Consider the following 23,982-nt stretch of genomic DNA (forward strand, 5'->3'; position numbering starts at 1 on the left):
CAGAACACGGATCACCCTGTGCCCGCCTTCGCGCAAGATGCTGGTGGTGAGCGATCTGGATCGGCAGCTCTGGGCGGATCTGCAGGCGTGGATATATGTATGGCCATACATGTGTTACTTTCGGACCATGCCGACCCCTCGCTCCCCGTTCACCTCCTGCCTGTTCTTCACCTCCGCCGCGTTGGCCCGCACCTTGGACCGCTCCGCGCGCGAACACTTCGGCGCTGTGGAGCTCAGTCCGACCCAAGGGTTCATCCTGATCGGCGTACGCTCCGCGCCGGGGATCTCCGTCAGCGACCTCGCCGTCCTGCTCGTCCTGGATCAGTCCACCGTGACCAAGACCCTCGACAAGATGGTCTCCAAGGGCCTCGTTCAACGCGAGGTCTTTGGTCGCACGGTGCGGGTCTTCCTCACTGGTCGTGGCGAGCGTCTTGAGGCGGATGCCAAGGCCGCGTGGAAGAAGGTGCAGCTGGCCTACCAGGCGCTCGTGGGGGAGGGGGAGGTGAAGCACCTGTGCACCATCATCAACCAAGCCCAGGTGAAACTGTCGGAGGTCGAAGCGTAGTGAATTCCGTGCGGTCGTATTAGGGGTCGGTCGGACGGCCCGGTCCGGTTCATCGGGCCTCTTCCTGGAACCGCCCCACAAGCTTCACCACCTCGAGGGCTTCCCGCACATCGTGCACGCGCAGGATGGCCGCTCCGCCGAGCAGGGCGAGGGTGTTCAGCGCGGTGGTGCCGTTCCGGGCGTCGGCGGCGGAGGTGCCCAACACCTCGTTGATCATGCGCTTGCGCGAAACGCCCACCAGAACGGGTGCACCCAGCGCCGCGAGCCGAGGCAGTTCGCGGAGCAGCGTGTAGTTGTGGTCGGTCGTTTTGCCGAAGCCGAACCCGGGATCGATCACCACATCGGGGATGCGGGCCTCCCTGCAGGCCGTGAGCCGACCGCTCAGGAAGCGCGTCACTTCCCCGGCCACGTCCGCGTAGGTGGGTTCGACCTGCATCGTGGCCGGTGTGCCCTGCATGTGCATCGCCACATAGGGCACGTGGAGGTCGGCCACGGTGGACAGCATCGCGGGGTCGAGCGTTCCACCGCTGATGTCGTTCACCAGGCAGGCCCCGGCATGGACGGCGGCCTCGGCCACCTCGGCCCGCCAGGTGTCCACGCTCAGCAGGGCTTCCGGGAACCGCTTGCGCACGGCTTCGATCACCGGCAGGACGCGACGCATCTCCTCGTCCAACGGAAGAAGGCTGCTTCCCGGCCTCGAACTGGCCCCGCCGATGTCCAGGATGGAGGCGCCCTCCTTCAGCATCCGTTCGGCGAGGTGCAGGGCCGACCCCCGATCCACCCGGCTGCCTGTGTGGAACGAATCGGGTGTCGCGTTCAGAATGCCCATGACGCAGGGCGAGGGCAGGTGCATCAGCTGCCCGCGAACGCGCCAGCGGATGGGGGGCGGGATCATGCGGCGAAGATCGGTCGGCCGGGGATCCGCGACCTTCGCGGCATGGTGCTTCCACGTGGGCCGCTCCTTGCCGTCCTGCTCTCGGCCTCCGGCCCGCTGATCGCCCAACAGGACAGCCTGCTCCGGATCTGGAGGGATGAGGCCCGTCCGGACACGGTGCGCATGCACGCCGCCGGTGAAGCGCTCCGCACCTTGATCTACCAGGACCCGGACAGCGCATTGCGCCTGTCCATGGATCTGCACGAGACCGCCACGCGCGCCGGTGATCGCGGACGCCAGGCGTTCGCGCTCAACTTCAAGGGCATGGCCTACGTGCTGATGGGCAACTTCTACCCTGCGGTGGTGGCCTATCGCGAGATGCTGGCGCTGTATGAGCAACTGGACGATCGACGTGGCGTGGCCGGAGCGCACAGCAACCTCGGTGCGGTGTTCCATCAACAGGGTGATCTGGTCCGCGCCCTGGGGCACTACGAACAGTGTGTGCCGGTCTTCGAGGCGTTAGGCGATGCACGCGGAAAGGCCATCACGGCGAGCAACCTCAGTGGCATCCATCGCGAAATGGGCGATACGGCCTCGGCGCGTCGGTTGCTCGAACAGGTGCTGAGGTCGGCGGAGGCCGCGGAGGAACGCTCCGGCATGGCCGGTGCCTATGGCAACCTCGGCCTTCTTGCCCAGGACCGGGGCGACCTTCGGGGCGCGCTCGCGCTCTATTCCCTGAGCCTGCGATACCGGGTGTTGATGAACGATCGCGCGGGCAAGGCGCTGATGCAGCACGACATCGGTGAGGTCCATCGGCTCCTTGGGCGGATGGATAGCGCGTCCCACTGGATATCGGCCAGCATCAGTTTGCGCGATTCGCTGGGCGACGAGCCGGGATTGGCCCAGGCCTTGGTCAGTCTGGGCTTGCTCGCCTTGGAGCAGGGTCGTCCGAAGGAGGCCATTGACCACTGCACCAGGGCGGCGATGTCCGCGGCGGACCTGCAATTGCGTACGGTGGAGGAGAAGGCGTGCGCGTGCCTGGTGAAGGCCTGTGAACGGACCGGCGATCGCGACTGCGTCGATCGCAACGTCGCGCGAAGGGCCGTCCTCAACGACAGCCTTCAGCGCCAGGAGGCGCGGGCGATCCTCGCCCGCGTCGAGTTCCGAAAGAGCATGGTGGCGGACAGCGTGCAACGCGCGCTCGCCGCGTCCGGCGACCCGGGAACGGGCACGGGCTCCAGGGACCGCTGGCTTTGGCTTGCCGCCGGGCTTGGCGCGGTCGGCCTGGGCATCTGGTGGTGGCGCAGGCGCTCCGCACAGGCCTGATACCTTCGCCGCCGCATGGAACGCACCCTGTCCCAGTACGATGCCGTCATCGGCGAGTGCATGGCCCTGTTCACCCGAAAGGCGCAGGACTATGGCACGGCCTGGCGGGTGCTCCGCGTCCCCTCCCTCACCGACCAGATCATGATCAAGGCGCAACGCATCCGCACCTTGCAGACGGTGGGGGAGAGCAAGGTGGGGGAAGGCGTGCGACCGGAGCTCATCGGCATCATCAACTACGCGGCCATGGCCTTGGTGCAGTTGGAACATGGCGTGGTGGATGTGCCGGACCTGGATGCGGCCACGGCCACGGCCCGTGTGCAGGCTGCCATCCAGCAGGCGCGCGACCTCATGCAACGCAAGAACCACGACTACGGCGAGGCCTGGCGGAGCATGCGCGTCAGTTCGCTGGTGGACCTCATCCTGATGAAGCTCTTGCGCATCAAGCAGATCGAGGACAACGCCGGGGCCACCCTCGTCAGCGAAGGCATCGATGCCAACTTCCTGGACATCATCAACTACGGCGTCTTCGCGATGATCCGCCTCGATGAGGGGGCTTGACCCCGTGGTCCGTTAACGAAGTGTGAACGTCCCGGTCACGGACCGCACCCCCACTAACTTGCGCCCCGCCACCGCCCCATGCGGAGCAGCTCGGTGACCATGCGCATCCTGATCCTCCTCTGCCGCATCCTTGTCGGCGCCACATTCATCGTCTCCGGCCTGGTGAAGGCCAACGACCCGCTCGGCTTCAGCTACAAGCTGCAGGAGTATTTCGCCGAGAGCGCGCTCAACATGCCCTGGCTGGAGCCGTGGGCCCTCGCGCTGGCGATCCTGGCCTGCCTGGGCGAGATCGTGCTGGGCTTTGCAGTGCTGGTGGGGGGGCGCATGAAGCTGGCCACCTGGGCCCTCGTGCTGCTCACGCTCTTCTTCGGCTGGCTCACAGCCTACACCGCCACCTGCGACCCCAACGGCACCTACACCGTGCTCGTGAACGGGGTGTCCGAAGAGCGCGGCGTCACCTGCGTCACCGATTGCGGGTGCTTCGGGGATGCGATGAAAGGCTCCATCGGCCGGAGCCTCACCCCGTGGGAGAGCTTCACCAAGGATGTGATCCTGTTGGTCCTCGTACTGCCCATCTTCTTCGCCGCGGTCCGCCGTCCGGGCATCCCCTTCAACTCGGCCGCCGATGACAAGGTGTTGCTGCCCGGTGGGCTCATCGGCGTGGCCGTCTGGAGCTGGGTCTTCGGATCCTTCTTCTACCTCGCGTTCACCATCGTGGGCCTTCTGGGGTATCTGATGGTGAAGCGGTACACGCAGGGTGCGCGCGCCGAATGGACCACGGCCGGGTGGGTCTCCATGCTGGGTGCGGTCTTCATCTGGTGGTGCTATGCGCACCTCCCGTGGATCGACTACCGCCCTTACGCCACGGGGAAGAGCATCAGCGAACAGAAGACGATGGGCCAGGCGCCCGAGCAGGTCATCTACATGACCTATCGCAACCAGGCGACAGGCGAGAGCAAGGAGTTCGACACGCGCGGCGCCTATCCCTGGGACGACAGCACCTGGGTGTACGTCGACCGGCGGGTGGAGGTGCTGAAGGCCGGAGTGGAGAGCCCCGTGCAGGATTTCGGGCTCACCGACCGCGATGGCAACGACATCACCGCGGACGTGCTCGGTGACCCGACGCCCGTGCTGCTGGTGATGATCTACAACGTGGAGAAGGCGGACCCCGGCTGCATGCCTGAGATCAACAGCCTCGCCCAGGCGGCCTTCAACGCCGGCTGGTATGTCTATGGCGTGTCCGCAAGTCCGTTCGAGCGGATCGAGGACTTCCGCCACACCCATCAGACGCCGTTCGACTTCCTGCAGTGCGACGAGAAGACCGTGAAGACGGTCGTTCGCAGCAATCCCGGTGTCGTGCTGCTCCAGCAGGGCACCGTGCGCGGGCAGTGGTCCTGTCGCGACACGCCCAGCCTGGAGGAGGCGAAGGCGCAGCTGCCCTGATCGATCAGGGGCGGAATCGCTGCTGCACAAGGTCCGCGGTGATCCGCGCGCTGAACAGGCAGAGCGGGATGCTGGCGCCCGGATGCGCACTGCCCCCGCAGAAGAAGAGGTTCGCGATGCGGCGGGTGAAGTTCGGATGGCGCAGCAGGGTCGCGAGGATGCCGTTCACGCTGTTCCCGTAGATCGCCCCCTGCGGGCTGTCGGTCAGGGCCTCGATCGTGCGGGGGTCGGTCACGGCCTCACAGGTGATCGCCGAGGCGATGTCCGTGCCGAGCATGCGCGACAGCTTGGCCTGCACGTTCTCCCTCGTGCGCCCCACCAGGGTGTCCCAATCCTGTCCGCTGTTGTTGGGCGCGCTCACCATCGTGAACCAGTTCTCATGCCCGGCCGGAGCGTCCTGCGGGTTCAGCTTGCTGCTGATGTGGACGTACACGGACGGGTCGTCGTGCATGGTCCGGTCGCGGAAGATGCGGTCGTACTCCTGGCGGGCATCCCCGCTCATGAACATGTTGTGCGGCCCGAGCGTCGCATGGCTGCGGCCCATGCCCCAGTGGAACACGATGACCGAGCTCGAGCGCGGCTGGGCGAGAGATGTACGCGGCGCCCGCTGGTCCTTCAGCAGCGTTCTCCAGGTCCGCAGTACATCGGCATTGCTCACCACCGCATCGTAGCGCTCCATGACGCCGTTGACCTCCACGCCACAGGCGCGTCCGCCCTCCACCACGATGCGCTCCACCGGCGTGTCGAAGTGGAAACGCACACCCTGCCGGCGGGCGAGGCCTTCCAGCGCCCGGGCCACCGCGTACATGCCGCCCTCCGCATGGAAGGAGCCCAGGGCCAGCTCGAAGTAGGAGATGAGGTTGAGGGTCGCAGGCGCCTGGTAGGGGTTGGCCCCGTTGTAGCTGGCGAACTGGTTGAGGATGGCGGCCGCCTTCGGGGCGCGCAGCAGCGCGGCGTTGCTCCGGGCCATGCTGGTGAGCGGCTCGATGCGCCCGAACCGCAGCAGGCCGGAGAGCGTGGACGCGTTCAGGTAGTTACCCGGCACGTGCAGCGACCGCTCCAGAAAGACCTTCTGCGTGATCTCCAGCTTCTCCTGCGAGCGATCGAGAAAGCGGATCATCCGATCGCGCTCGGTCCCGGTGTGGGCGGCGAACTCATCGGCCAGGGCGTTCCGATCGGCCCAGGTGCGCACCACGGTGCCGTCCTCGAAGTGGTAGTGGAAGCCGGGGTCGAGGCGCTGGTAGCGCCAGTGTTCCCGGGGATCTTCGCCACACAGGGTGAAGAGCGCGTCGATGTGGTGTGGTACGGTGAGCACCGTGGGCCCGCGGTCGAACCGGTGGCCGTCCAGACGGAGCTCGCCCATCTTGCCGCCGGCCATCGGGCCGCGTTCAAGCACAGTGACCTTCCATCCCGCATGGGCCAGGCGGATGGCGACGGCCAGGCCGGCAACACCGGCGCCGATCACGGCGCAGCGGCGGTCGGTCGATGGGGGCATGGGGGCGGAGCGGGGCCGAAGTTCGGGATCGCGGGCCGCCGTCGCACCTTTGTGCCGGCATGATGGTCCTGTTCCACATCGGGTGCGTCCTCGGCGCCTTCCTGGCCATGGAGGGGGTGGCCTGGGCCGCCCACAAGTACATCATGCACGGCATCGGCTGGGGCCTGCACCGCGACCATCACCAGCCGGATCCGGGCCACCGGTTCCAACGCAACGACTGGTTCGCCCTGATCTTCGCCATCCCGAGCTGGCTGTTCATGCAGACCGGTGTGATGGGCGGCTGCGACTGGCGGCTCTATGTGGGCATCGGCATCCTCCTCTATGGCATCGCCTACGTGTACGTGCACGAGGTGGTGATCCACAACCGGCCGGGTCGGCGCCGCAAGATCCAGAACCGCTACCTGCAAGGCCTGGCAAGGGCGCATTTCGCCCATCACCGGCGTGAGGGCCCCGAGGACGGGGAGTGCTTCGGCATGCTGCTGGTCCCCCTGAAGTACTTCCGCCGGCCGAAGGGTTGATCCCAGGGGGCTGTTGATATCGCAGGCCACGGGTGGGGCGACCCGCCGGACCGCGCGCCCATCTTTGTCCGACCACCTGCGAAACGGGGTGGTATGTCCGTATGCGCACCGTGATCGCCGGCAACTGGAAGATGAACAAGGACCGGCCCCAGGCTTCCGAGCTGCTGGCCCGGCTCGCCGAGGGTGCCGCCGGGCTCCCCCCCGATGTGGAGGTCATCGTGGCCCCCGCCTTTCCGTTCCTGGACCTGGCGGTCGGGCACCTGCGGGGCACCACCATCAGCGTGGCCGCCCAGCATTGCCATGAGGCGCCTGCAGGCGCCTTCACCGGTGAGGTGAGCGCCGGCATGCTGGCCAGCCTGGGGGTGAAGGCCTGCATCGTGGGGCACAGTGAACGCCGGCAGTACTTCGGCGAGACGGACACGGCCGTGCATGCACGGATCCAGGCGCTGCTGGCGGTGGGTATCGCCCCGATCTACTGCTGCGGCGAGCTCCGTGCGGAGCGCGAGGCCGGCCGGCATCAGGAGGTGGTGGGCGCCCAGCTGCACGAGGCCCTGGCCGGACTGCCCGCCGACGCCTTTGCCACGCTCATCGTGGCCTACGAGCCGGTGTGGGCCATCGGCACCGGCCTGAACGCCACGGCGGACCAGGCGCAGGAGATGCACGCCTTCATCCGCGGCCGCCTCAGGGACCTGGTGCCGCAGCATGCCGATCGGGTACCCATTCTCTACGGCGGCAGTTGCAAGCCCGACAATGCGGCCGAGCTCTTCGCCGGGGCCGATGTGAACGGCGGTCTGATCGGCGGTGCCTCCCTGGACGCCCCTTCATTCCTGGAACTGGTGCGGATCGCCCACCGCGTGAAGAACCCCGGATGACCCCCATGCCCTGGACGGAGATCGACCTGCTCATCCGACCGCTGGACCCCTGGCGGGACCTGCTGATGGTGGAACTGGCGGAACTGGGTTTCGACAGCTTCGAGGAGACCCCGCAGGGGGTGAAGGCGGCGATCCGTTCCGAGCGCTACGACCGGCGGGGGGTGGAGCAGGTCCTTGCCCCGCACCGGGCCCATGTACAGGTGAGCCTGGAGGAGCGTGAGGTCCCCGACACGAACTGGAACGCCGTGTGGGAGGCCGGGTTCGAACCGGTGCGCGTGGGGAAGGAGGTGCTCATCCGCGCCGCCTTCCATCCCGCCGACCCCGGCTTCGGCACGAAGATCGTCATCACCCCGCGCATGGCTTTCGGCACGGGGCATCACGCCACCACGAGGTTGATGGTCGAGGCCATGCTGGCGATGGACCTCGCGGGCAAGGCCGTGTGCGACATGGGCTGCGGTACCGGCGTGCTGGCCATCCTCGCCGCCCGGCGTGGGGCCGCGGAGCTGCTGGCGGTGGACAACGACCCGCAGGCCGTGGACAATGCCCGCGAGAACCTCGACGCCAACGGCTGCGGGACATGGCCGGTGAAGCGCGGTGACGTCAACGACCTGGAGCCCGACCGCTGGGACCTGATCCTGGCCAACATCGAGCGCATCACGCTGCTTCGCGGCATGCCTGCGCTGGCCAAGGCCTTGCGGCCGGGAGGCACCCTCCTGCTCAGCGGCTTCCTGGCCCCGGACACGGACGCGCTGCGCGCTGCGGCGCGCCTGGCCGGGCTGCGCGATGGCGACGCCGCGCAGCACGGAGAATGGACCCTGCTCGCCTGCCACCGACCATGATGAAGCACCGCTCGTACACCGTCCCGCGCCTCGTCCTCGCCCTCTTCGGCCTGGTCGCCTTCCTGCGGCCGGCGATGGCCCAGACCAAGGCCTTCTCCCAGGACCCGGCGGCCTTCCTCCAGGAGGTGAGCGCCCTGCTGATCGAGGCCGATAAGAAGGAGGGCAAGGCCTTCATGGAGACCGTCTTCACCCCCGTGTGGAACGGCACCTACTACCAGGATGGCCAGCGCAGGCGGGTGATCGACATCGCCAACGCGATGCAGAAGAAACGTTTCGAGGCCTATCCGCACTTCAAGGACTACCTGGGTGCGGTGGCGGCCTTCGCCAACGGGGGACGGAGCGCCGCCGAGTTCGATGCGTGGATGACCAGCCTGGACGAACTGGTGAAGAGCGGTCGCAAGAAGAACTTCAGCAGCTACATCACCATGTGCGCCGGACTGTTCCGGGACCGCACCATCTACGAGAGCGCAAGCACGCGGTGGCAGGCCTCGGGCACCGGCTTCACCTTCGCCTACGACTCGGTGCCGAAGGTCGTGTTCGAGCGCACCGACCTGCGCTGCTTCGCCAAGGGGGACAGCGCGGTGATCATCGGCACCAGCGGCACCTACTACCCCACCCAGGAGCTGTGGCGCGGGCGCGCGGGCAAGGTCACCTGGCAGCGCGCGGGCCTCAAGCCCACCGCCACCTTCGCCGAGTGGAACGGCCCCTACGAGGTGCGCATGAAGAGCAGCACCTTCGAGGTGGACAGCGTGCAGTTCAACGACCCCTACTTCGAACGTACCCTGTTGGGCCGGCTCACGGACAAGGTGCTGGCCAATGTGGACGAGGACAACGCGAGCTATCCGCGCTTCGAGAGCTACGACCGCAGGATGAAGATCCGCGACATCGTGGACGGCATCGACTTCGAGGGCGGCTTCAGCATGCAGGGCGCCAAGCTGCAGGGCTACGGCACCCGCGAGGAGCCCGCCTACCTCACCTTCTACCGGGAGAAGCGCCCCTTCATCGTCACCCAGGGCCTCGCCTACAGCATCGAGCCCGAGCGCATCACCAGCGAGGACGTGGGCGTGCGGCTGGTGGTGGACAAGGACAGCATCCATCACCCCAGCGTCAGCCTGCGCTACCTGAAGGACAAGAAGCTTCTCACCCTGATCAAGAAGGACGAGGGCCTCAGCAAGGCGCCGTACTACGACACCTACCACCAGCTCGACATGTACTTCGAGGTGCTCACCTGGAAGCAGGGCGACCCGGTGGTGCAGTTCGGCAATCTGCAGGGCAGCACGCAGGACCGGGCGAGCTTCGAGAGCTTCAACTACTTCAAGGAGAAGCGGTACATGGCGATGCTCGGCATCGATGCCATCCATCCCCTGGTGCGGCTCAACGATTTCACCAAGCAGGCCAGCATGGACTTCTCCGCGCAGGAGTTCGCCAGCGGCACGCGCATGCAGAAGGACCAGGTGGTGCCCCTGCTGATCGACATGGCCAACAAGGGCTACCTCGACTACGACCCCGAGACCGAGGATGTGCATGTGAAGCCCCGGCTCAAGCAGCACATCCTGGCCAGCGCCGGCAAGGTGGACTACGACGTGCTGCAGTTCAACAGCAAGGGGCAGGACGGGGTGAACGCCACCCTGAACCTGCTGAACTGGGACCTGGCGCTGGTGGGCGTATCGCGCATCATCCTCAGCGATTCGCAGGACGTGCGCATCTTCCCCAGCGAGCAGAAGATCACCATCAAGAAGGGCCGCGACTTCACCTTCGGCGGCATGGTGCAGGCCGGCAAGCTCCAGTACCATGGCAAGGAGTACTACTTCCACTACGAGCCCTTCACGATGGACCTGCTGAACGTGGACTCGGTGAGCTTCTACGCGGACAGTTTCGAGCCCGACGAGAACGGCGAGACCGGCTGGGTGCGGGTGCGGAACGTGCTCGAGCAGGTGAGCGGCACCCTGGAGGTGGATGCGCCCACCAACAAGAGCGGACTGCAGCAGAAGAACTACCCGCAGTATCCCAAGTTCAACAGCGCCAAGGAGTCCTTCGTCTATTACGACAACCCCCGCATCCAGAAAGGGGTGTACGACCGCGACCGCTTCTACTACCGCAGCGATCCCTTCCAGCTGGACAGCCTGGACAACTTCACCAACGAGGGCCTGTACTTCCCCGGCACCCTTATCAGCGCCGGCATCTTCCCGGACATCAAGGAGCCACTGCGCCTGCAGCCGGACTATGCCCTGGGCTTCGTGCGGTCCACCGGCGACGGAGGCATGCCCCTCTATGGCAAGCGCTCCAAGTTCGACAACACCATCACCCTCAACTTCAACGGCCTGCAGGGCGACGGCGAGCTGGCCTACCTCACCACCATCGCCAACTCGAAGGCGTTCGTGTTCTGTCCGGACAGCACCTTCGGTGTGGCGGACACCCTGTTCAACGCCGCAAGCACTGCGGCGCTCAACGTGCCCAGTGTGAAGGGCGGGCAGGTCTTCGTGCGCCTCGAACCCAAGCGCGAGAACCTCTTCGCCGCCTCCACCCGCGCCCCGATGGTGATGTATGACGGGCAGGCCTACCTGCACGGCCACACGGACCTTGGCCCCAAGGGCATGACCGGCGCCGGGCTCGTGGACTTCACCAACGCCACCCTGCGCGCGGACCTCTTCGACTTCAAGACGATGCAGCTGCACTCGGACACCAGCGACTTCCGGCTCACCGAGGGGGACACGGCCAGCATCGCGTTCCGGACGGACAACGTGAACGCCACCGTGAAGCTTGACGAGCGCCTTGGCGAGTTCGTCAGCAACGGCGACGAGACCAAGGTGGAGTTCCCGGTGAACCAGTACATCTGCTACATGGACCGCTTCAAGTGGTACATGGACCAGGGCGACATCGAGCTGGAGAGCGACCGCACGGCCGCGGCCGCCTCCGAGGACCTGCAGCTCTCCGGATCGAACTTCATCAGCATCCGGCCCGACCAGGACTCGCTGGCCTTCATGGCGCCCAAGGCGCGGTACGACCTCAAGCGCCACCTCATCACCGCCAACGACGTGCAGTACATCCAGGTGGCCGATGCCTTGGTGACACCGGACAGCATGCGCGTGCGCATCCGCCGCAACGCCGAGATGGACCCGCTCACCAACGCGGTGGTCACCGCCAACTTCGTCACCAAGCACCACCGCATCTACGACGCCACGGTGGACATCCGCAAGCGGCGTGAGTACAGCGCCACCGGGCAGTACGACTACGTCGACGAGAACAAGAAGACCTACACGATCCGCCTGCAGAACGTGAACGTGGACACCGCCTACCAGACCTATGCCCGTGGCCGGGTGCTGGAGGACGAGGGCTTCCAGCTGAGCCCCGCGTTCGACTTCTTCGGCGATGTGCTGCTGGAGGCCAGCATCAAGGAGCTCACCTTCACCGGAAGCACCCGTGTGCAGCATGGATGCCCCGGGTTGGAGCGCAACTGGATGCGCTTCAGCGGCCGCATCGACCCCCTCGAGGTCTTCATCCCGGTGAGCGATTCGCTGCTGGACGACAAGGGCCAGGCCATCGGCAACGGCGTCTTCCTCACCACGGAGGACCCCTTCACCACCTACGGCACCTTCCTGAGCCGCAAGCGCGACCGGAAGGACGCCCCGGTGATCAGTGCCCAGGGACTGCTCTTCTTCGACAAGGCGAAGAAGGCCTATGTGGTGAGCAACAAGGAGAAGATCCGCCAGCGCAGCCTGCCGGGCGACCTGGTGAGCCTGGGCACCGAGGACTGCCTCGTGCAGGGCGACGGCCGCATCCGGCATGGCCTCAACCTGGGCCGTGTGGCGGTGGACAATGTGGGCTCGCTGCTCCACCGACCGGACAGCACCACGGCCCGTGTGGTGATGATGGCCGACTTCTTCTTCCTGGAGAACGCCCTGGAGCGCATGACCAGCGAGATGCTCGCCTATCCCGACCAGAAGCAGGTGGACATCACCAAGACCCCGTATGAACGGTCACTGCGCGAAGTGCTCGGCCTGGAGAAGAGCGACAAGCTCATCAGCGAGCTCAGCCTGAAGGGCGAGATCAAGAAGCTGCCCGACGAACTGGTGAAGGCCATCAACCTCTGCGACGTGAACCTCTACTGGGACGAGGTGGAGCAGAGCTGGCTGAGCCGCGGCCCGATCGGCGTGGGCACCGTGCTGAAGAAGCCCGTGTTCCGCTACGTGAAGGGCAAGGTGGAGCTGCAGCGCAAGCGCAGTGGCGATGCGATGACCATCCTGCTGATGCTCGACGACCAGACCTACTACTTCTTCCAGTACGCGCGTAACTACCTTTATGCCTACAGCAGCGACCAGCAGTTCAACACGATGCTGAGCGAACTGAAGGACGACAAACGGGTGCTGGAGAGCAGGAAGGACGAACCGGCCTACCAGTTCATCCTCACCAACAAACGCAAGGTGGACGAGTTCCGCGACCGATTCGGGCTTTGAACCATGGACTTCCCCTGGGTGTACGGAGCGTTCAGCGTGGTGCTCGCCTACCTCATCGGCAGCATCCCCACCGCGGTGTGGTGGGGCCGGGCCTTCCATGGCATCGATGTGCGCGAGCACGGCAGCCGCAACGCGGGCGCCACCAACACCTTCCGCGTGCTCGGCCCCCGGGCCGGTGTTCCCGTGCTCCTCATCGACGTGCTCAAGGGCTTCATGCCCGTGCGCGTGCTGCCCAATCTCTCCGGATTGGAAGTGGACGGGGAGGCGTGGATGTGGTTCCGCGTGACGCTCGTGCTGGTCACCGTGCTCGGGCACCTCTATCCGGTGTTCGCAGGCTTCCGGGGGGGCAAGGGCGTGGCCACCTCCCTGGGCGGGGTGCTCGCCGTGCACCCCGGCGCGGCGCTGCTCTGCGTGGGGGCCTTCGCGCTCGTCTTCATCCTGTCCCGCTACGTCTCGCTCGGGTCGATGACCGCGGCGGTCATCTACCCTCTGGCGGTGGTGCTGGTGTTCCAGGAGACCAGTCCGGTGAAGGTGGGCTTCGCTGTGGTGCTGTGCCTCATGGTGCTCTACACCCATCGCCAGAACATCGGTCGCCTGTGGCGCGGAGAGGAGAACCGGTTGGACCTGGCCGGACGGAACGCCGGAAGCCCATGAAACCGCCGACCCCTCCAAGCGGTATAAGGGCGCGCTCTTCGATGATGACCCGCCTCGCGGTGCTCCCGCTGTGGCTGTGCGCTGCCTTCCTCGCCCACGGACAGGGCGACAAGCAGTTGCGCGCCAAGGCCGACGCCCTCTTCGCCGAGGAGCGGTTCGCCGAGGCACTGCCCTTGTACTCGCAGCTGGTGAGCCTGGAGCCCGGCGACCGCCGCCTGAACTATCACTTCGGCACCTGCGTGCTCCACGGCGGCGGCGACCGCGAGAAGGCCGTCGGCTTCCTGAAGTACGCGGCCGAGGACCCGGCCATGCCGGCGCTCGCCTGGTACTGGCTGGGCCGCGCCTACCACCTCAACTACCGCTTCACCGACGCGCTGAACGCCTACCAGCGGTTCCGCGGCACCGGGGACACCAAGGCCATCGCCGCCCATCCCGTGGACGGCCTGGAGCAGCAGTGCCGCAACGGCCAGCAGCTCCTCAGCAGCCTCAAGGAGATCACCGTGAGCAGCAAGGTGGAGGTGGAGGACCGCGAGTTCTTCCGCTACTACGACCTGGAAGGCATCGGCGGCCGCATCGTGGTGACCCCGGATGAACTGAAGACGCCCCTGGACAGGAAGTACACCGGCCGTTCGCTCATCTACCTGCCCGACAAGCCCGGCCCCATCTACTTCGGCAGCTACGGCAGGGACGGGAAGAACGGTCGCGACATCTACCGCACGGAGCTCCTGCCCAACGGCACCTTCGCCGCACCGGTGCGCCTGGCCGGCTTCATCAACACCGACCAGGACGAGGACTTCCCCTTCATGCATCCCGATGGGAAGAGCTTCTACTTCGCCAGCAAGGGGCACAACAGCATGGGGGGCTATGACATCTTCAAGAGCACCTACGACCGGGGGATGGACGCCTTCGGGCGACCGGTGAACCTCGACTTCGCCGTGAACACGCCCGACGAGGACCTGTTCTACATCGTGGACGGGGAGGGCCGGCAGGCCTGCTTCGCGTCGGCGCGCAGCAGCAGCCAGAACATGCTGCACGTGTACCGCGTCAGTACCGAACAGGTGCCGGTCGTGCTCACCGTGTTGAAGGGCACCTTCGCCTCGGCCTTCGATCCGGAGGACCGCAAGGCGCACATCGTGGTGGAGGACGGCCTCACCCGCGAGGTGGTCGCCGATGTGCGGACGGACATCAACGGCACCTACCTGATCAGCCTGCCGCGCAGTGGCCGTTACCGGTTCCTGGTGGAGGCGGGCCCCTCGGGGCGCACCCATGCGGGGATCGTGGAGGTGCCGCGCAGCGATGGCCCGCGCGCCTATCGCCAGGAACTGAAGCTGGAGGACCAGGGCGGCCAGGAGCGGTTGCTCATCCGCAACTACTTCGAGGAGGCGCTGGAGGGCGATCTCGTGGCCATGGCTCTCGAGGAGATCAAGCGTCGTGCCCGCCTGGATGTGGGGCAGGCCACGGCCGCACCGCCCGTCGCCCAGGAGGAGGCGCCGCGCAGCACGGACCAGTTGATGAACGAAGCGGGCTTCACCGGCGACCGCACGGCGGCCTCCGTGGTGGCCGATCTGCAGAAGTCCGCACTGCAGGACGAGCAGCGGTTGATGGACCTGGCCGATGGTTCAGGCGCCGCCTTCACGCTGGCCCAGGAGGCCGTGCAGGAGGCCGAACGCTCGGCCGCGCTGGCGGACGACCTGGTGAAGCAGGCGGTGCTGACCACGGACACGGTGGCACGCGACAGGCTGATGCGTGATGCGGCGCTGGCCCGCGCCCGCGCGACCGACGCCAACGCCAAGGCCCGCGCGGCCATGCGCACCGGGCAGGACCTCGACGCCGAGCGGATGGCCACCGCACAGCGGGCCCAGCGCACGGCCACACTGGCCACCGAACTGGGCGATGCGCTGAACGCGAAGCAGGCCGAACGCACGCTGCCCCTGCTGGTGAAGGCCCGCGAGCTCGAGGAGGCCGCGAAGGGCTCCGGCGCGACACCCGATCTGGTGGAGCGGGTGCGGCGCGAGGCCACCGAGAAGGAACTCGAGGCCACACGCGCCATGGCCGCAGCCCGCAGCAAGAGCAGCGAGGAGAGCGAGCTTCGCGACCGCATCGGCAGGCTCGAACGCGAGCTGGCCACCGCCAAGGGCAAGACCCGCCAGGACGAGATCACGCGGGAGCTCACCGAACAGCGCGAACAGCTCGGCTACCTGGGGCAGGAGGTCACCAAGGCCTACCAGCGGGCGCGTGCGGCCGAGGAGGAGGTGGCCACGATGCGGACGCGCGGCCAATTGGTGGCGGGCCTGGTGAAGCGACCCGACCTGCGCCCGGCCGCACAACTGGACGCCTCCGCGGTGGAAGCGCTCGCCGGGCGCATCGCGCAGAACGTGCAGCGCATCGGCGGCCTGGCGGTGGATGAGCGCTACAGCGGCGCCACGGCCGCGCAGCTGGCCGAGGAGCCCGCAGCCCGGTACGACTGGCGCTTGGACGAGGCCCTCGCCGCAGCGGAACCACGGGAGGCGACCACGTCGACCTCATCGGAGCGCACGGCGGCCGAGGAGGCCTCGGCGCGCACCATCGCCGCACCCGCAGGACAGCAGCCACAGGCCGCGCCCGTGCAAGTGATGCAGCCGGAGGGCATCACCGCCCAGGATGGGGCGGTCCCCGAAGAACGCCCCTCCACCGCTGCAGGAGCCGCGGCGCAGGAGGTTCCCAGGGAGCAGGCCCCGGACAGGACCGTTCCCCTGTCAGGGAGCGTGACACCGGATGCCGCCGCCGAACAGCCCACGGACGCGATCGCCGCAGCGACGACTTCAGGCGGTGCCGACGACACGATCGCGGCAGCCCCGGTGCAGCCGCAGGATGCGTCGACCTCTTCCACAGGCGAACCGAAGGTGACGAGCGACGGTGCCGTTGGAGCACCGCCGGAGGCGCAGGGGCCGCCCACGCCGCAGCAGATCCGCGAGGAGGTCGTTGCACCCGTGGAAGGGTCGGAGCGGGCGGAGACCCAAGAGCCGGCCATGACGAACGAGCAGCAGCGCTTCGTGCTGGAGAACGAAGTCGCCGAACTGCAGCAATTGCGGGCGGCCACGCGCGACCGTCAGGAGCGTGAACGCGTCACGGCCCGGATCACCCAGGTGCGTACGCGGATCGACAGCCTCGATGCGGCCGTCGCCGCAGCGCGCATCGCTGCGGAGTCCACCATCCAGCCGGTCGACAGCCCCGAGGTGGCGGTGGTCGGCGGCACCGCCCTGGACCTGCCGGCGGGGCTTTCCGATGAACAGCTCATCGAACTGCTGACCCCGGGCCACGCGGCCGATGTGGCCCGCCTGCAGGCCGTCCAGGACCTTGACGAGCGTGTGGCCGCGCTCAGCGATCTGAGCGCGATCCTCGTGGACAGCATCGACGTGCAGGTGCAGCGGCAGCTGAAGATCATCGAACGCGAACCGTCCCGCTCCGCGGACGTGCTGCCCCGGGTGGACCGGCTGCGGATGCTCAAGGCCGCCGAGGAGTCCCGCGCCGAACGCCTGCGGTCGGAAGCCATGCGCAGCGATCTGCTGGTCACCGCCGCTCCCGTCTCCGGGATCGATCGTGAGGCCGTGGGTGGGTCCGCTGCGATGTCCGGCACGGAGGCGGCACGGTACGTGGCCATCGCCGGGCGCCCCACCGCGGTGTACACCAGCAAGTTGGAGGTGAGGTCCGCAGAGGTGGGCGAGGCCGTGGCCCTGCGTGACAAGGACCTGGCGGAGATGGACCTGCTCCAGGTCCGGATCGACTCCCTGGAGGCGATGCTCGATACGGTGCAGGGGAAGACCTACGACCGCATCCGCAAGGAGGCCGACCGGGCCATCGACGATCAGCTGATCCTGCGCACGGACATGGGTCAGCGCATGGCCTACATCACGCGGGAGGAGCTCAAGGCCGGACGTGACAGCCTGAAGCTCCTGTCCACGAAGGTGGCCCCTCTCGGCCTTGCACCCGATGAGCCGGTGCTTGCCCTTGCCCGCTCCGAGGAGGGCAGTTCCCGCACCTACGCGGCGGAGGGCGAGCGCCTGCGGAAGCTTGCCGACCGCACGGAGGACATCCTGGCTCGGGACAGCCTCTATCGCCTGGCGTACACCGCCGAACTGCAGGCGCTGGCCGCGGTCGATCGGGCCATCACCGCGCAGGCGTACATCACCAGCGAGCGCTTCCTTCGCGGAGAGCCGCTGACCATGGCGCAGGTGGAGGAGCGCATGTTCGGTGCGCCTGCGACCCTGGCACAGGGAGCCGACCGCGCACGGACCGATGACGGCGCTGGGACGGCGGTCGTGGCCCCGCAGGAGGAACCGGTGAGCGCGGACGACACGGGGTTGGAGACCGTCCCGCCGACCGAGGCCGTTGCACAATCGGATACGGTGGTGCGTGCCGGGGGCGCGACCGTGGACACCGCCGACGGGCTGGATGCGCCCTCCACCGAAGGTGCTGTGGAACCGGTGGTCGCCGCCGGGGCGGAGCAAGGCGCGGATGCCGCCGCTCCGACCCGTTCGGCCCCGCTCGACCCGTCCGGTCAGGTGCGCTACTCCACCTTCCTGGCCAGCGACGCGATGCCCGCCGTGGGCGTGAGCGAGCTCCTGCTCGAGGATGAGACGGTCCTGCAGGAGCAGGCGAAGGCCGCCCTGGACCGTTCGGCGGATGACCAGCAGCGGTCCATCGCCCTGGCCGACCGTGCCGTGGCGGTGCGCGACAGTGCGCTCCTCGCAAGGAAGAAGGTCAGGCCTGAGCTGGAACGGGAGGCCATCCGCCTGCAGACCCTGTCCGACTCCCTGCATCAGGCCTCCCTGCTCACCGCCGAGGAGGCCCGCGTCCTGGAGCAACGGCAGCGCGATGTGGCCGAGGCCAAGGCGTTCGCCGAGAAGCTGAGGACCTACTACTACCTCAGCGGTGAGGAGCATCTGCTCGTGATGGACAACGTGGACCGGAGCCGCTATTTCCAGGCCAAGGTGAAGGCCATGGAACAGCAGGAGGCCGGCACCAGTGCCGCGGAGGAGTCCGCCGGCATGAAGCAGCTCGCCGAAGCGCTGACGCGAGAGGCGGACGAATTGGAACGCACCGCCCCGTCGGCCGGCCAGGAGGCCGGGCGGGAGCAGGTGGCCGCACTGCGCGCCCGTTCGATCGTGCTCGCCCAACGGGGAGATTCGCTCAGCGCCGTGGCCCAGCGCCTCAAGAGCGCGGCCTCGCTCAACGATGGTCAGGCGGCCCTGTACCTGCAGCAGCTGAACATCGACACGGCCTCGGAGATCATGGCCTTGGAACAGCGGACGCGCCGTGTGGAACCGTTGATGGCGGAGGTGCGTGCGGGTCAGGTCCCCGGACCGGTGAGCGCGCCGACGACAGTTCCAGTGCGCGAGGGCGATCCGGCATCGGCGGGCACGGCGATGCTTCCGACCGCGCCTTCTATGGCACCTGCCTCCTCGTCCGATGGTGTCCGCGGCCTGGAGGTCACGGCCGAGCCGCTGCGACGCGATGTGTTCGACATGGCGGCCACCCCGCTGCCCCGCGCCACGCCGATCCCGATGGAGCAGCCGCTGCCGGCCGGCCTGGTCTTCAGTGTGCAGATCGGCGCCTTCCGCGACCCTGTGCCGCAGCAGGTGTTCAGCGACCTGGCGCCGGTGACCGGCGAACGCACCACCAGCGGGCTGGTGCGCTATACGGCCGGGCTCTTCACACGCTTCGCGACCGCCGATGAGGCCAAGGTCAGCGTGCGCGGCCGCGGTTATCGGGATGCCTTCGTGGTGGCCTTCTACAACGGCAAGCGGATCACCCTGGCCGAGGCGCGGCGCCTGGCCCAGGGTGAAGGCGACCTGACCGCCACCACGCCGGCACCACGTCCCATCGCGGAGGGCCCAACCCCGGAAGCCACGCGACCCGCACCGGTCCCGACGCCCGCACCGGAGGTCACCGTGCAACGACCCTCCGACCTGCAGCCCGCCCCCACGGTTGCTGTCCAGGAACTGGCGAACTACCCGGCCACGGCCGCCGAGGTGATGGCGCAGTTCAGCCCGCCGGCCGACGCCACGGCCTACTACAACGACCCTGCCGCCGCACCGGCCCGGCAGGTGGAGACCGTCAAGGGCCTCTTCTTCACCGTACAGGTCGGTGTCTACTCCAAGCCGGTCGCCTTGGACAAGCTGTTCAACATCACCCCGCTCAACAGCGAGGCCATCCCCGGCGGGCGCATCCGGTACACTACCGGCATCTTCCGCGATCTGGACGTGGTGCGCACGCGGCGCGAGGATGCGGTGGCCAAGGGGGTGAAGGACGCCTTCATCACGGCCTACCTGAACGGCAGGCGGATCCCGGTGGCCGAAGCGCGGGCACTGCTGCAGCGGTTCGGTACCGAAGTGCTGGTGGACGCTGCCCTTGTGACGCCATAGGGCGGTGCGACCGCTTATTTTCGCGCCATCCCGACCCCGATGGCCCACGTCACCGAACATGAGGAGGCCCTGCTCGTTGAGCTGCTCTGCGAACATGGCCCGCAGCGCGAACTGCTGCTGCACAACGACGATGTGAACACCTTCGACCACGTGATCGGCTCGTTGGTGGAGATCTGCAGGCACGATCCCATCCAGGCCGAGCAATGTGCCTGGATCGTGCATTACAGCGGCAAGTGCAGCGTGAAGCGCGGCACCTTTGACACGCTGGAGCCCATGTGCGTGGCCTTGCTGGACCGCGGCCTGTCCGCCACCATCCAGTGACCATGCCGCCGCATCGCGCCTCACTGCTCGCGGCCCTGATGATGGCCTCGGGCTGTTCATCGGTGCCCATCACCGGCCGCAGCCAGTTGAACCTGCTGCCCGAGAGCGAGATGATGGGCATGTCGCTCACGGCCTATCAGGAGTTCCTGCAGCAGAACCAGGTGCTGCCCGCGACCGATGGCCGTGCGGCGCAGGTCCGTCGCATCGGGGAGCGCCTGGCCCAGGCGGCCACCAGCTACCTCAACGATGTGGGGGCATCCGAGAGGGTGGCCGGCTTCCAATGGGAATTCAACACGGTGAACGACCCCACGGTGAACGCGTGGTGCATGCCCGGCGGCAAGGTGGTGGTGTACACCGGCATCCTTCCGGTGACCCAGGACGAGGCGGGCCTGGCCGTGGTGATGGGGCACGAGATCGCCCACGCCATCGCGCGGCACGGCAATGAACGCATGAGCCAGGCCCTCGCCATCCAAGGCGCCGGCATGACGCTCGAGGCGCTCACGGCCTCCAAACCGGGGCTCACGCGGGACCTCTTCCTTCAGTCGTACGGCATCGGCAGCCAGTTGGGCATGCTGGCCTACAGCCGCAAGCACGAGACCGAGGCGGACAAGATGGGGCTGGTGTTCATGGCCATGGCGGGTTACGACCCGCGCTCCGCACCGGCCTTCTGGCAGCGGATGGCGGCGCAGGGCGGGGCGAAGCCGCCGGAGTTCCTCAGCACCCACCCGAGCGACGAGACCCGGGTGCATGACCTGGAGGCCTACATGCCCGAGGCGCTCAAGTACTACAAACCCTGATCGGCTTTATGCGGATCCGTTATCTTCGCAGCCGCTTTAGCCGGACCCGTAGCTCAATTGGATAGAGCATCTGACTACGGATCAGAAGGTTTGGGGTTCGAATCCCTACGGGTCCGCGGATCGAAAAGGGCGCCTTCGGGCGCCCTTCTTCGTTCCCGTCGCATCAGGCCGCATCGGTCCCCCTGCGCCGCAGCACCTTCAGGAGACCGGGCAGCGAGAAGAGCACCCAGGCGCACTCCAGGATGATGAAGCCCCACTGCACCGCCCGGATGGCGTCGATGGCCAGCAGCAGCGCGCCCAGGAAGTTGAGCAGCAGGTAGGGCAGGGAGTCGCTGCGGATGCGGCCCGTCTGCGAAAGGGCATAGGCGATGAGCAGCAGCGCGGCGCCGAGGAGCTGGGGAATCTGGGACATGCGGGCGAAGCTACCCGGGCGGCCTCAACGCTCCACCATCCGCCGGGTCACCTGCAGGAAGCGGTCCAATTCCTCCACGGTGTTGTAGTAGTGGGGCGAAGCGCGGACGACCCGGTCGATCCCGCGTTCCTCCAGGTCGAGCCGGGCGATCTCGTGGCGCGCGACGGTCACGTTGATCCCCTGGTCGGCGTAAGCCGCCTGCAGCGCCAGAGGGTCATGCCCTTCCATCGTGAAGGTGACGATGCCGCCCCGTACCATACCGGTATCGTGAACGGCGATACCGGGTAGCGCGGCAAGCCCTGTGCGCAGGTCTGCGGCCAGCGCGGCCGTGCGCGCGCTGATGGCGTCCATCCCGAAGGAGAGCGCATGGTCCACCGCCACCCCGAGCCCGATGCGGCAGGCCACGCTGTGCTCGAAGTCCTCGAAGCGTCGGGCATCCGGGCGCCAGGCGAAGTGCTCGCGGTCCGTCCAGCTCGCTGCGAAGTGATCCACGAAGGGCGGTTCCAACCGGTCGAGCACGGAACGCCGCACGTAGAGGAAGCCGGTGCCCCGCGGCCCGCGCAGGAACTTGCGGCCCGTGGCGGAGAGCAGGTCGCAGCCGATCCGTTCGACGTCCAGCACACGCTGGCCCACGCTCTGGCAGGCATCCAGCAGGTAGAGGGCGCCGCTGCCGCGCACGATCGCGCCCACCTCCTCGGCGGGGTTGATGAGGCCGTTGCTCGATGGGGCGTGGGTCAGCGCCACGAGCTTCACCCGGTGGTCGAGCATCCGCCGCAGGGCGTCCAGGTCGATCGCCCCGTCGGGGCCGTTGGGCACCACCTGCACCGCGCACCCGGTGCGTCGGGACACCTGCAGCATGGCCAGCCAGTTGCTCACGTATTCCGCGTGGCCCGTGAGGATCACATCCCCCGGACCCAGCGGAACGCTGTGGAAGGCCATGTCCCAGGCGCGGGTGGCGTTCTCCTGCAGGGCGATCTCGTCGGTGCCGCAGTTCAGCAGCCGGGCGAGGGCCGCATAGGTGTTCTCCAGCAGCGGGGCGGCCTCCATCGCGGCTTCATATCCGCCGTGGAGGGATTCCCGGTCCAGGTGCGCCTTCACGGCCTCCACCACGGGCAGGGGCATCAGGCCGGCCCCCGCGTTGTTGAAGTGCAGGCGATGCGTGCAGCCCGGGGACTGCGCCCGGGCCTCTTCCACGTTCAAGCTCATGTCCACAAAGCAACGCACCGCCGGCACCACAAGCGCGGAGCGGAAGCGGTACCTTCGCGCGCTTTTTCAACGGACCATGGGACTGAAATGCGGCATCGTCGGCCTGCCCAACGTGGGCAAGAGCACCCTGTTCAACTGCCTCAGCAACGCCAAGGCGCAGGCGGCGAACTTCCCGTTCTGCACCATCGAGCCCAACGTGGGCACCATCACCGTGCCTGACGCCCGCCTGAACAAGCTGGCCGAACTGGTGAAGCCCCAGCGCATCGTGCCCACCACCGTGGAGATCGTCGACATCGCCGGCCTGGTGAAGGGTGCCAGCAAGGGCGAGGGCCTGGGCAACCAGTTCCTCGGCAACATCCGCGAATGCGACGCCATCCTGCACGTGCTGCGCTGCTTCGACGACCCCAATGTGGTGCATGTGGACGGCAGCGTGGACCCCGTTCGCGACAAGGAGGTGATCGACATCGAGCTGCAGCTGAAGGACCTGGAGACCGTGGAGGCGCGCATCAAGAAGGTGGAGAAGCAGGCGCAGATCGGGGAGAAGGAGGCCAAGCGCCGGTTCGAGCTGCTCACCCGCATCCGCGAGGCCCTGCTGAAGGGGCAGAGCGCCCGCACGGTGGTCACCGCCAACGACGACCCCGCGCTGCTGGCCGAGTTCCAGCTGCTCACCACCAAGCCCGTGATGTACGTGTGCAACGTGGACGAGAAGAGCGCCACCACGGGCAACCGCTACGTGGACCAGGTGAAGGCCGCCGTGGCGGACGAGAACGCCGAGGTCATCTTCGTCACCGCCGCGATCGAGGCCGAGATCGCCAGCCTGGAGACCCCCGAGGAGCGCGAGATGTTCCTGAAGGACATCGGCCTCGACGAGCCGGGGGTGAACAAGCTCATCCGTGCGGCCTACCATCTGCTGAAGCTGCAGACCTACTTCACCGCCGGCGTGCAGGAAGTGCGGGCCTGGACCATCCACCAGGGTGACACGGGCCCCAAGGCCGCCGGCGTCATCCACACCGATTTCGAGAAGGGCTACATCCGCGCCGAGGTCATCGGCTACGACGACTACATCACCCTGGGGAGCGAGGCCGCCTGCCGCGCCGCAGGCAAGCTGCGCACCGAGGGCAAGGAGTACGTCGTGAAGGACGGGGATGTGATGCACTTCCTGTTCAACGTGTAGAAAGCCGAGCAGGCGTCCCGCCTGTTCCTTGTCACAGCCCTCCCAAGGCATCCCTTCAGCACAGGGTCAT

At 67.4% G+C, this 23,982-nt stretch carries 17 protein-coding genes and 1 tRNA gene; 14 read left to right on the forward strand and 4 right to left on the reverse strand.

Annotation, left to right across the window (positions count from 1 at the left end):
* The first annotated feature begins 127 nt into the window (after window positions 1–127).
* On the forward strand, window positions 128–565 hold the full coding sequence (locus IPM49_00855; protein MBK9273074.1) for a MarR family transcriptional regulator: 438 nt from the start codon (window positions 128–130) through the stop codon (window positions 563–565).
* A gap of 49 nt (window positions 566–614) precedes the next feature.
* Here the strand turns inward: IPM49_00855 and folP are convergent, their stop codons facing one another.
* Complete coding sequence (gene folP, locus IPM49_00860) at window positions 615–1,460, reverse strand: dihydropteroate synthase (GenBank protein ID MBK9273075.1); 846 nt, start codon at window positions 1,458–1,460, stop codon at window positions 615–617.
* A 42-nt stretch (window positions 1,461–1,502) separates the two neighbouring features.
* Between folP and IPM49_00865 the strand changes: the two genes are divergently transcribed.
* The 3 genes from IPM49_00865 to IPM49_00875 all read left to right on the forward strand — a co-directional run bounded on the left by IPM49_00865 (window position 1,503) and on the right by IPM49_00875 (window position 4,766).
* A complete protein-coding gene (locus tag IPM49_00865) occupies window positions 1,503–2,765 on the forward strand; it encodes a tetratricopeptide repeat protein (GenBank protein ID MBK9273076.1) in 1,263 nt (420 codons plus the stop codon).
* 15 nt (window positions 2,766–2,780) lie between these two features.
* On the forward strand, window positions 2,781–3,323 hold the full coding sequence (locus IPM49_00870; protein ID MBK9273077.1) for a DUF1599 domain-containing protein: 543 nt from the start codon (window positions 2,781–2,783) through the stop codon (window positions 3,321–3,323).
* Between the two features lie 99 nt (window positions 3,324–3,422).
* A complete protein-coding gene (locus IPM49_00875) occupies window positions 3,423–4,766 on the forward strand; it encodes a DoxX family membrane protein (protein MBK9273078.1) in 1,344 nt (447 codons plus the stop codon).
* Between the two features lie 4 nt (window positions 4,767–4,770).
* Here the strand turns inward: IPM49_00875 and crtI are convergent, their stop codons facing one another.
* Window positions 4,771–6,261: a phytoene desaturase gene (gene crtI / locus IPM49_00880; protein ID MBK9273079.1), complete on the reverse strand. Its 1,491-nt coding sequence runs from the start codon at window positions 6,259–6,261 to the stop codon at window positions 4,771–4,773.
* A 59-nt stretch (window positions 6,262–6,320) separates the two neighbouring features.
* Between crtI and IPM49_00885 the strand changes: the two genes are divergently transcribed.
* The 9 genes from IPM49_00885 (at window position 6,321) to IPM49_00925 (ending at window position 21,236) form a co-directional block, all read left to right on the forward strand.
* The gene (locus tag IPM49_00885; protein MBK9273080.1) at window positions 6,321–6,779 is read left to right on the forward strand and encodes a sterol desaturase family protein; all 459 of its coding nucleotides are present in this window, start codon (window positions 6,321–6,323) and stop codon (window positions 6,777–6,779) included.
* 101 nt (window positions 6,780–6,880) lie between these two features.
* The gene (locus IPM49_00890; protein MBK9273081.1) at window positions 6,881–7,651 is read left to right on the forward strand and encodes a triose-phosphate isomerase; all 771 of its coding nucleotides are present in this window, start codon (window positions 6,881–6,883) and stop codon (window positions 7,649–7,651) included.
* 5 nt (window positions 7,652–7,656) lie between these two features.
* On the forward strand, window positions 7,657–8,490 hold the full coding sequence (gene prmA / locus IPM49_00895) for a 50S ribosomal protein L11 methyltransferase (protein MBK9273082.1): 834 nt from the start codon (window positions 7,657–7,659) through the stop codon (window positions 8,488–8,490).
* Window positions 8,490–12,944: a hypothetical protein gene (locus tag IPM49_00900; protein ID MBK9273083.1), complete on the forward strand. Its 4,455-nt coding sequence runs from the start codon at window positions 8,490–8,492 to the stop codon at window positions 12,942–12,944. Before prmA ends, IPM49_00900 begins: the two co-directional genes overlap by 1 nt.
* A gap of 3 nt (window positions 12,945–12,947) precedes the next feature.
* Window positions 12,948–13,598 (forward strand): glycerol-3-phosphate 1-O-acyltransferase PlsY, encoded by a 651-nt coding sequence (gene plsY, locus IPM49_00905; GenBank protein MBK9273084.1) that lies wholly within the window; start codon window positions 12,948–12,950, stop codon window positions 13,596–13,598.
* Between the two features lie 41 nt (window positions 13,599–13,639).
* Window positions 13,640–20,002 (forward strand): PD40 domain-containing protein, encoded by a 6,363-nt coding sequence (locus tag IPM49_00910; GenBank protein MBK9273085.1) that lies wholly within the window; start codon window positions 13,640–13,642, stop codon window positions 20,000–20,002.
* A 39-nt stretch (window positions 20,003–20,041) separates the two neighbouring features.
* Window positions 20,042–20,323: an ATP-dependent Clp protease adaptor ClpS gene (locus IPM49_00915; GenBank protein ID MBK9273086.1), complete on the forward strand. Its 282-nt coding sequence runs from the start codon at window positions 20,042–20,044 to the stop codon at window positions 20,321–20,323.
* 2 nt (window positions 20,324–20,325) lie between these two features.
* The gene (locus tag IPM49_00920) at window positions 20,326–21,120 is read left to right on the forward strand and encodes a M48 family metallopeptidase (protein ID MBK9273087.1); all 795 of its coding nucleotides are present in this window, start codon (window positions 20,326–20,328) and stop codon (window positions 21,118–21,120) included.
* Between the two features lie 42 nt (window positions 21,121–21,162).
* Window positions 21,163–21,236 (forward strand) — tRNA-Arg (locus tag IPM49_00925).
* A 47-nt stretch (window positions 21,237–21,283) separates the two neighbouring features.
* Here the strand turns inward: IPM49_00925 and IPM49_00930 are convergent.
* Window positions 21,284–21,532, reverse strand: a complete 249-nt coding sequence (locus tag IPM49_00930) for a hypothetical protein (GenBank protein MBK9273088.1) — start codon at window positions 21,530–21,532, stop codon at window positions 21,284–21,286.
* Window positions 21,533–21,556: 24 nt separating this feature from the next.
* Window positions 21,557–22,738, reverse strand: coding sequence for an aminotransferase class V-fold PLP-dependent enzyme (locus tag IPM49_00935; protein MBK9273089.1), 1,182 nt, complete (start codon window positions 22,736–22,738; stop codon window positions 21,557–21,559).
* Between the two features lie 82 nt (window positions 22,739–22,820).
* Here IPM49_00935 and ychF point away from each other — a divergent pair, with 82 nt between their 5' ends.
* Window positions 22,821–23,912: a redox-regulated ATPase YchF gene (gene ychF, locus IPM49_00940; protein MBK9273090.1), complete on the forward strand. Its 1,092-nt coding sequence runs from the start codon at window positions 22,821–22,823 to the stop codon at window positions 23,910–23,912.
* Window positions 23,913–23,982: the final 70 nt, after the last annotated feature.

Source organism: Flavobacteriales bacterium (assembly GCA_016715895.1).
Lineage (GTDB): Bacteria > Bacteroidota > Bacteroidia > Flavobacteriales_F > PHOS-HE28 > PHOS-HE28.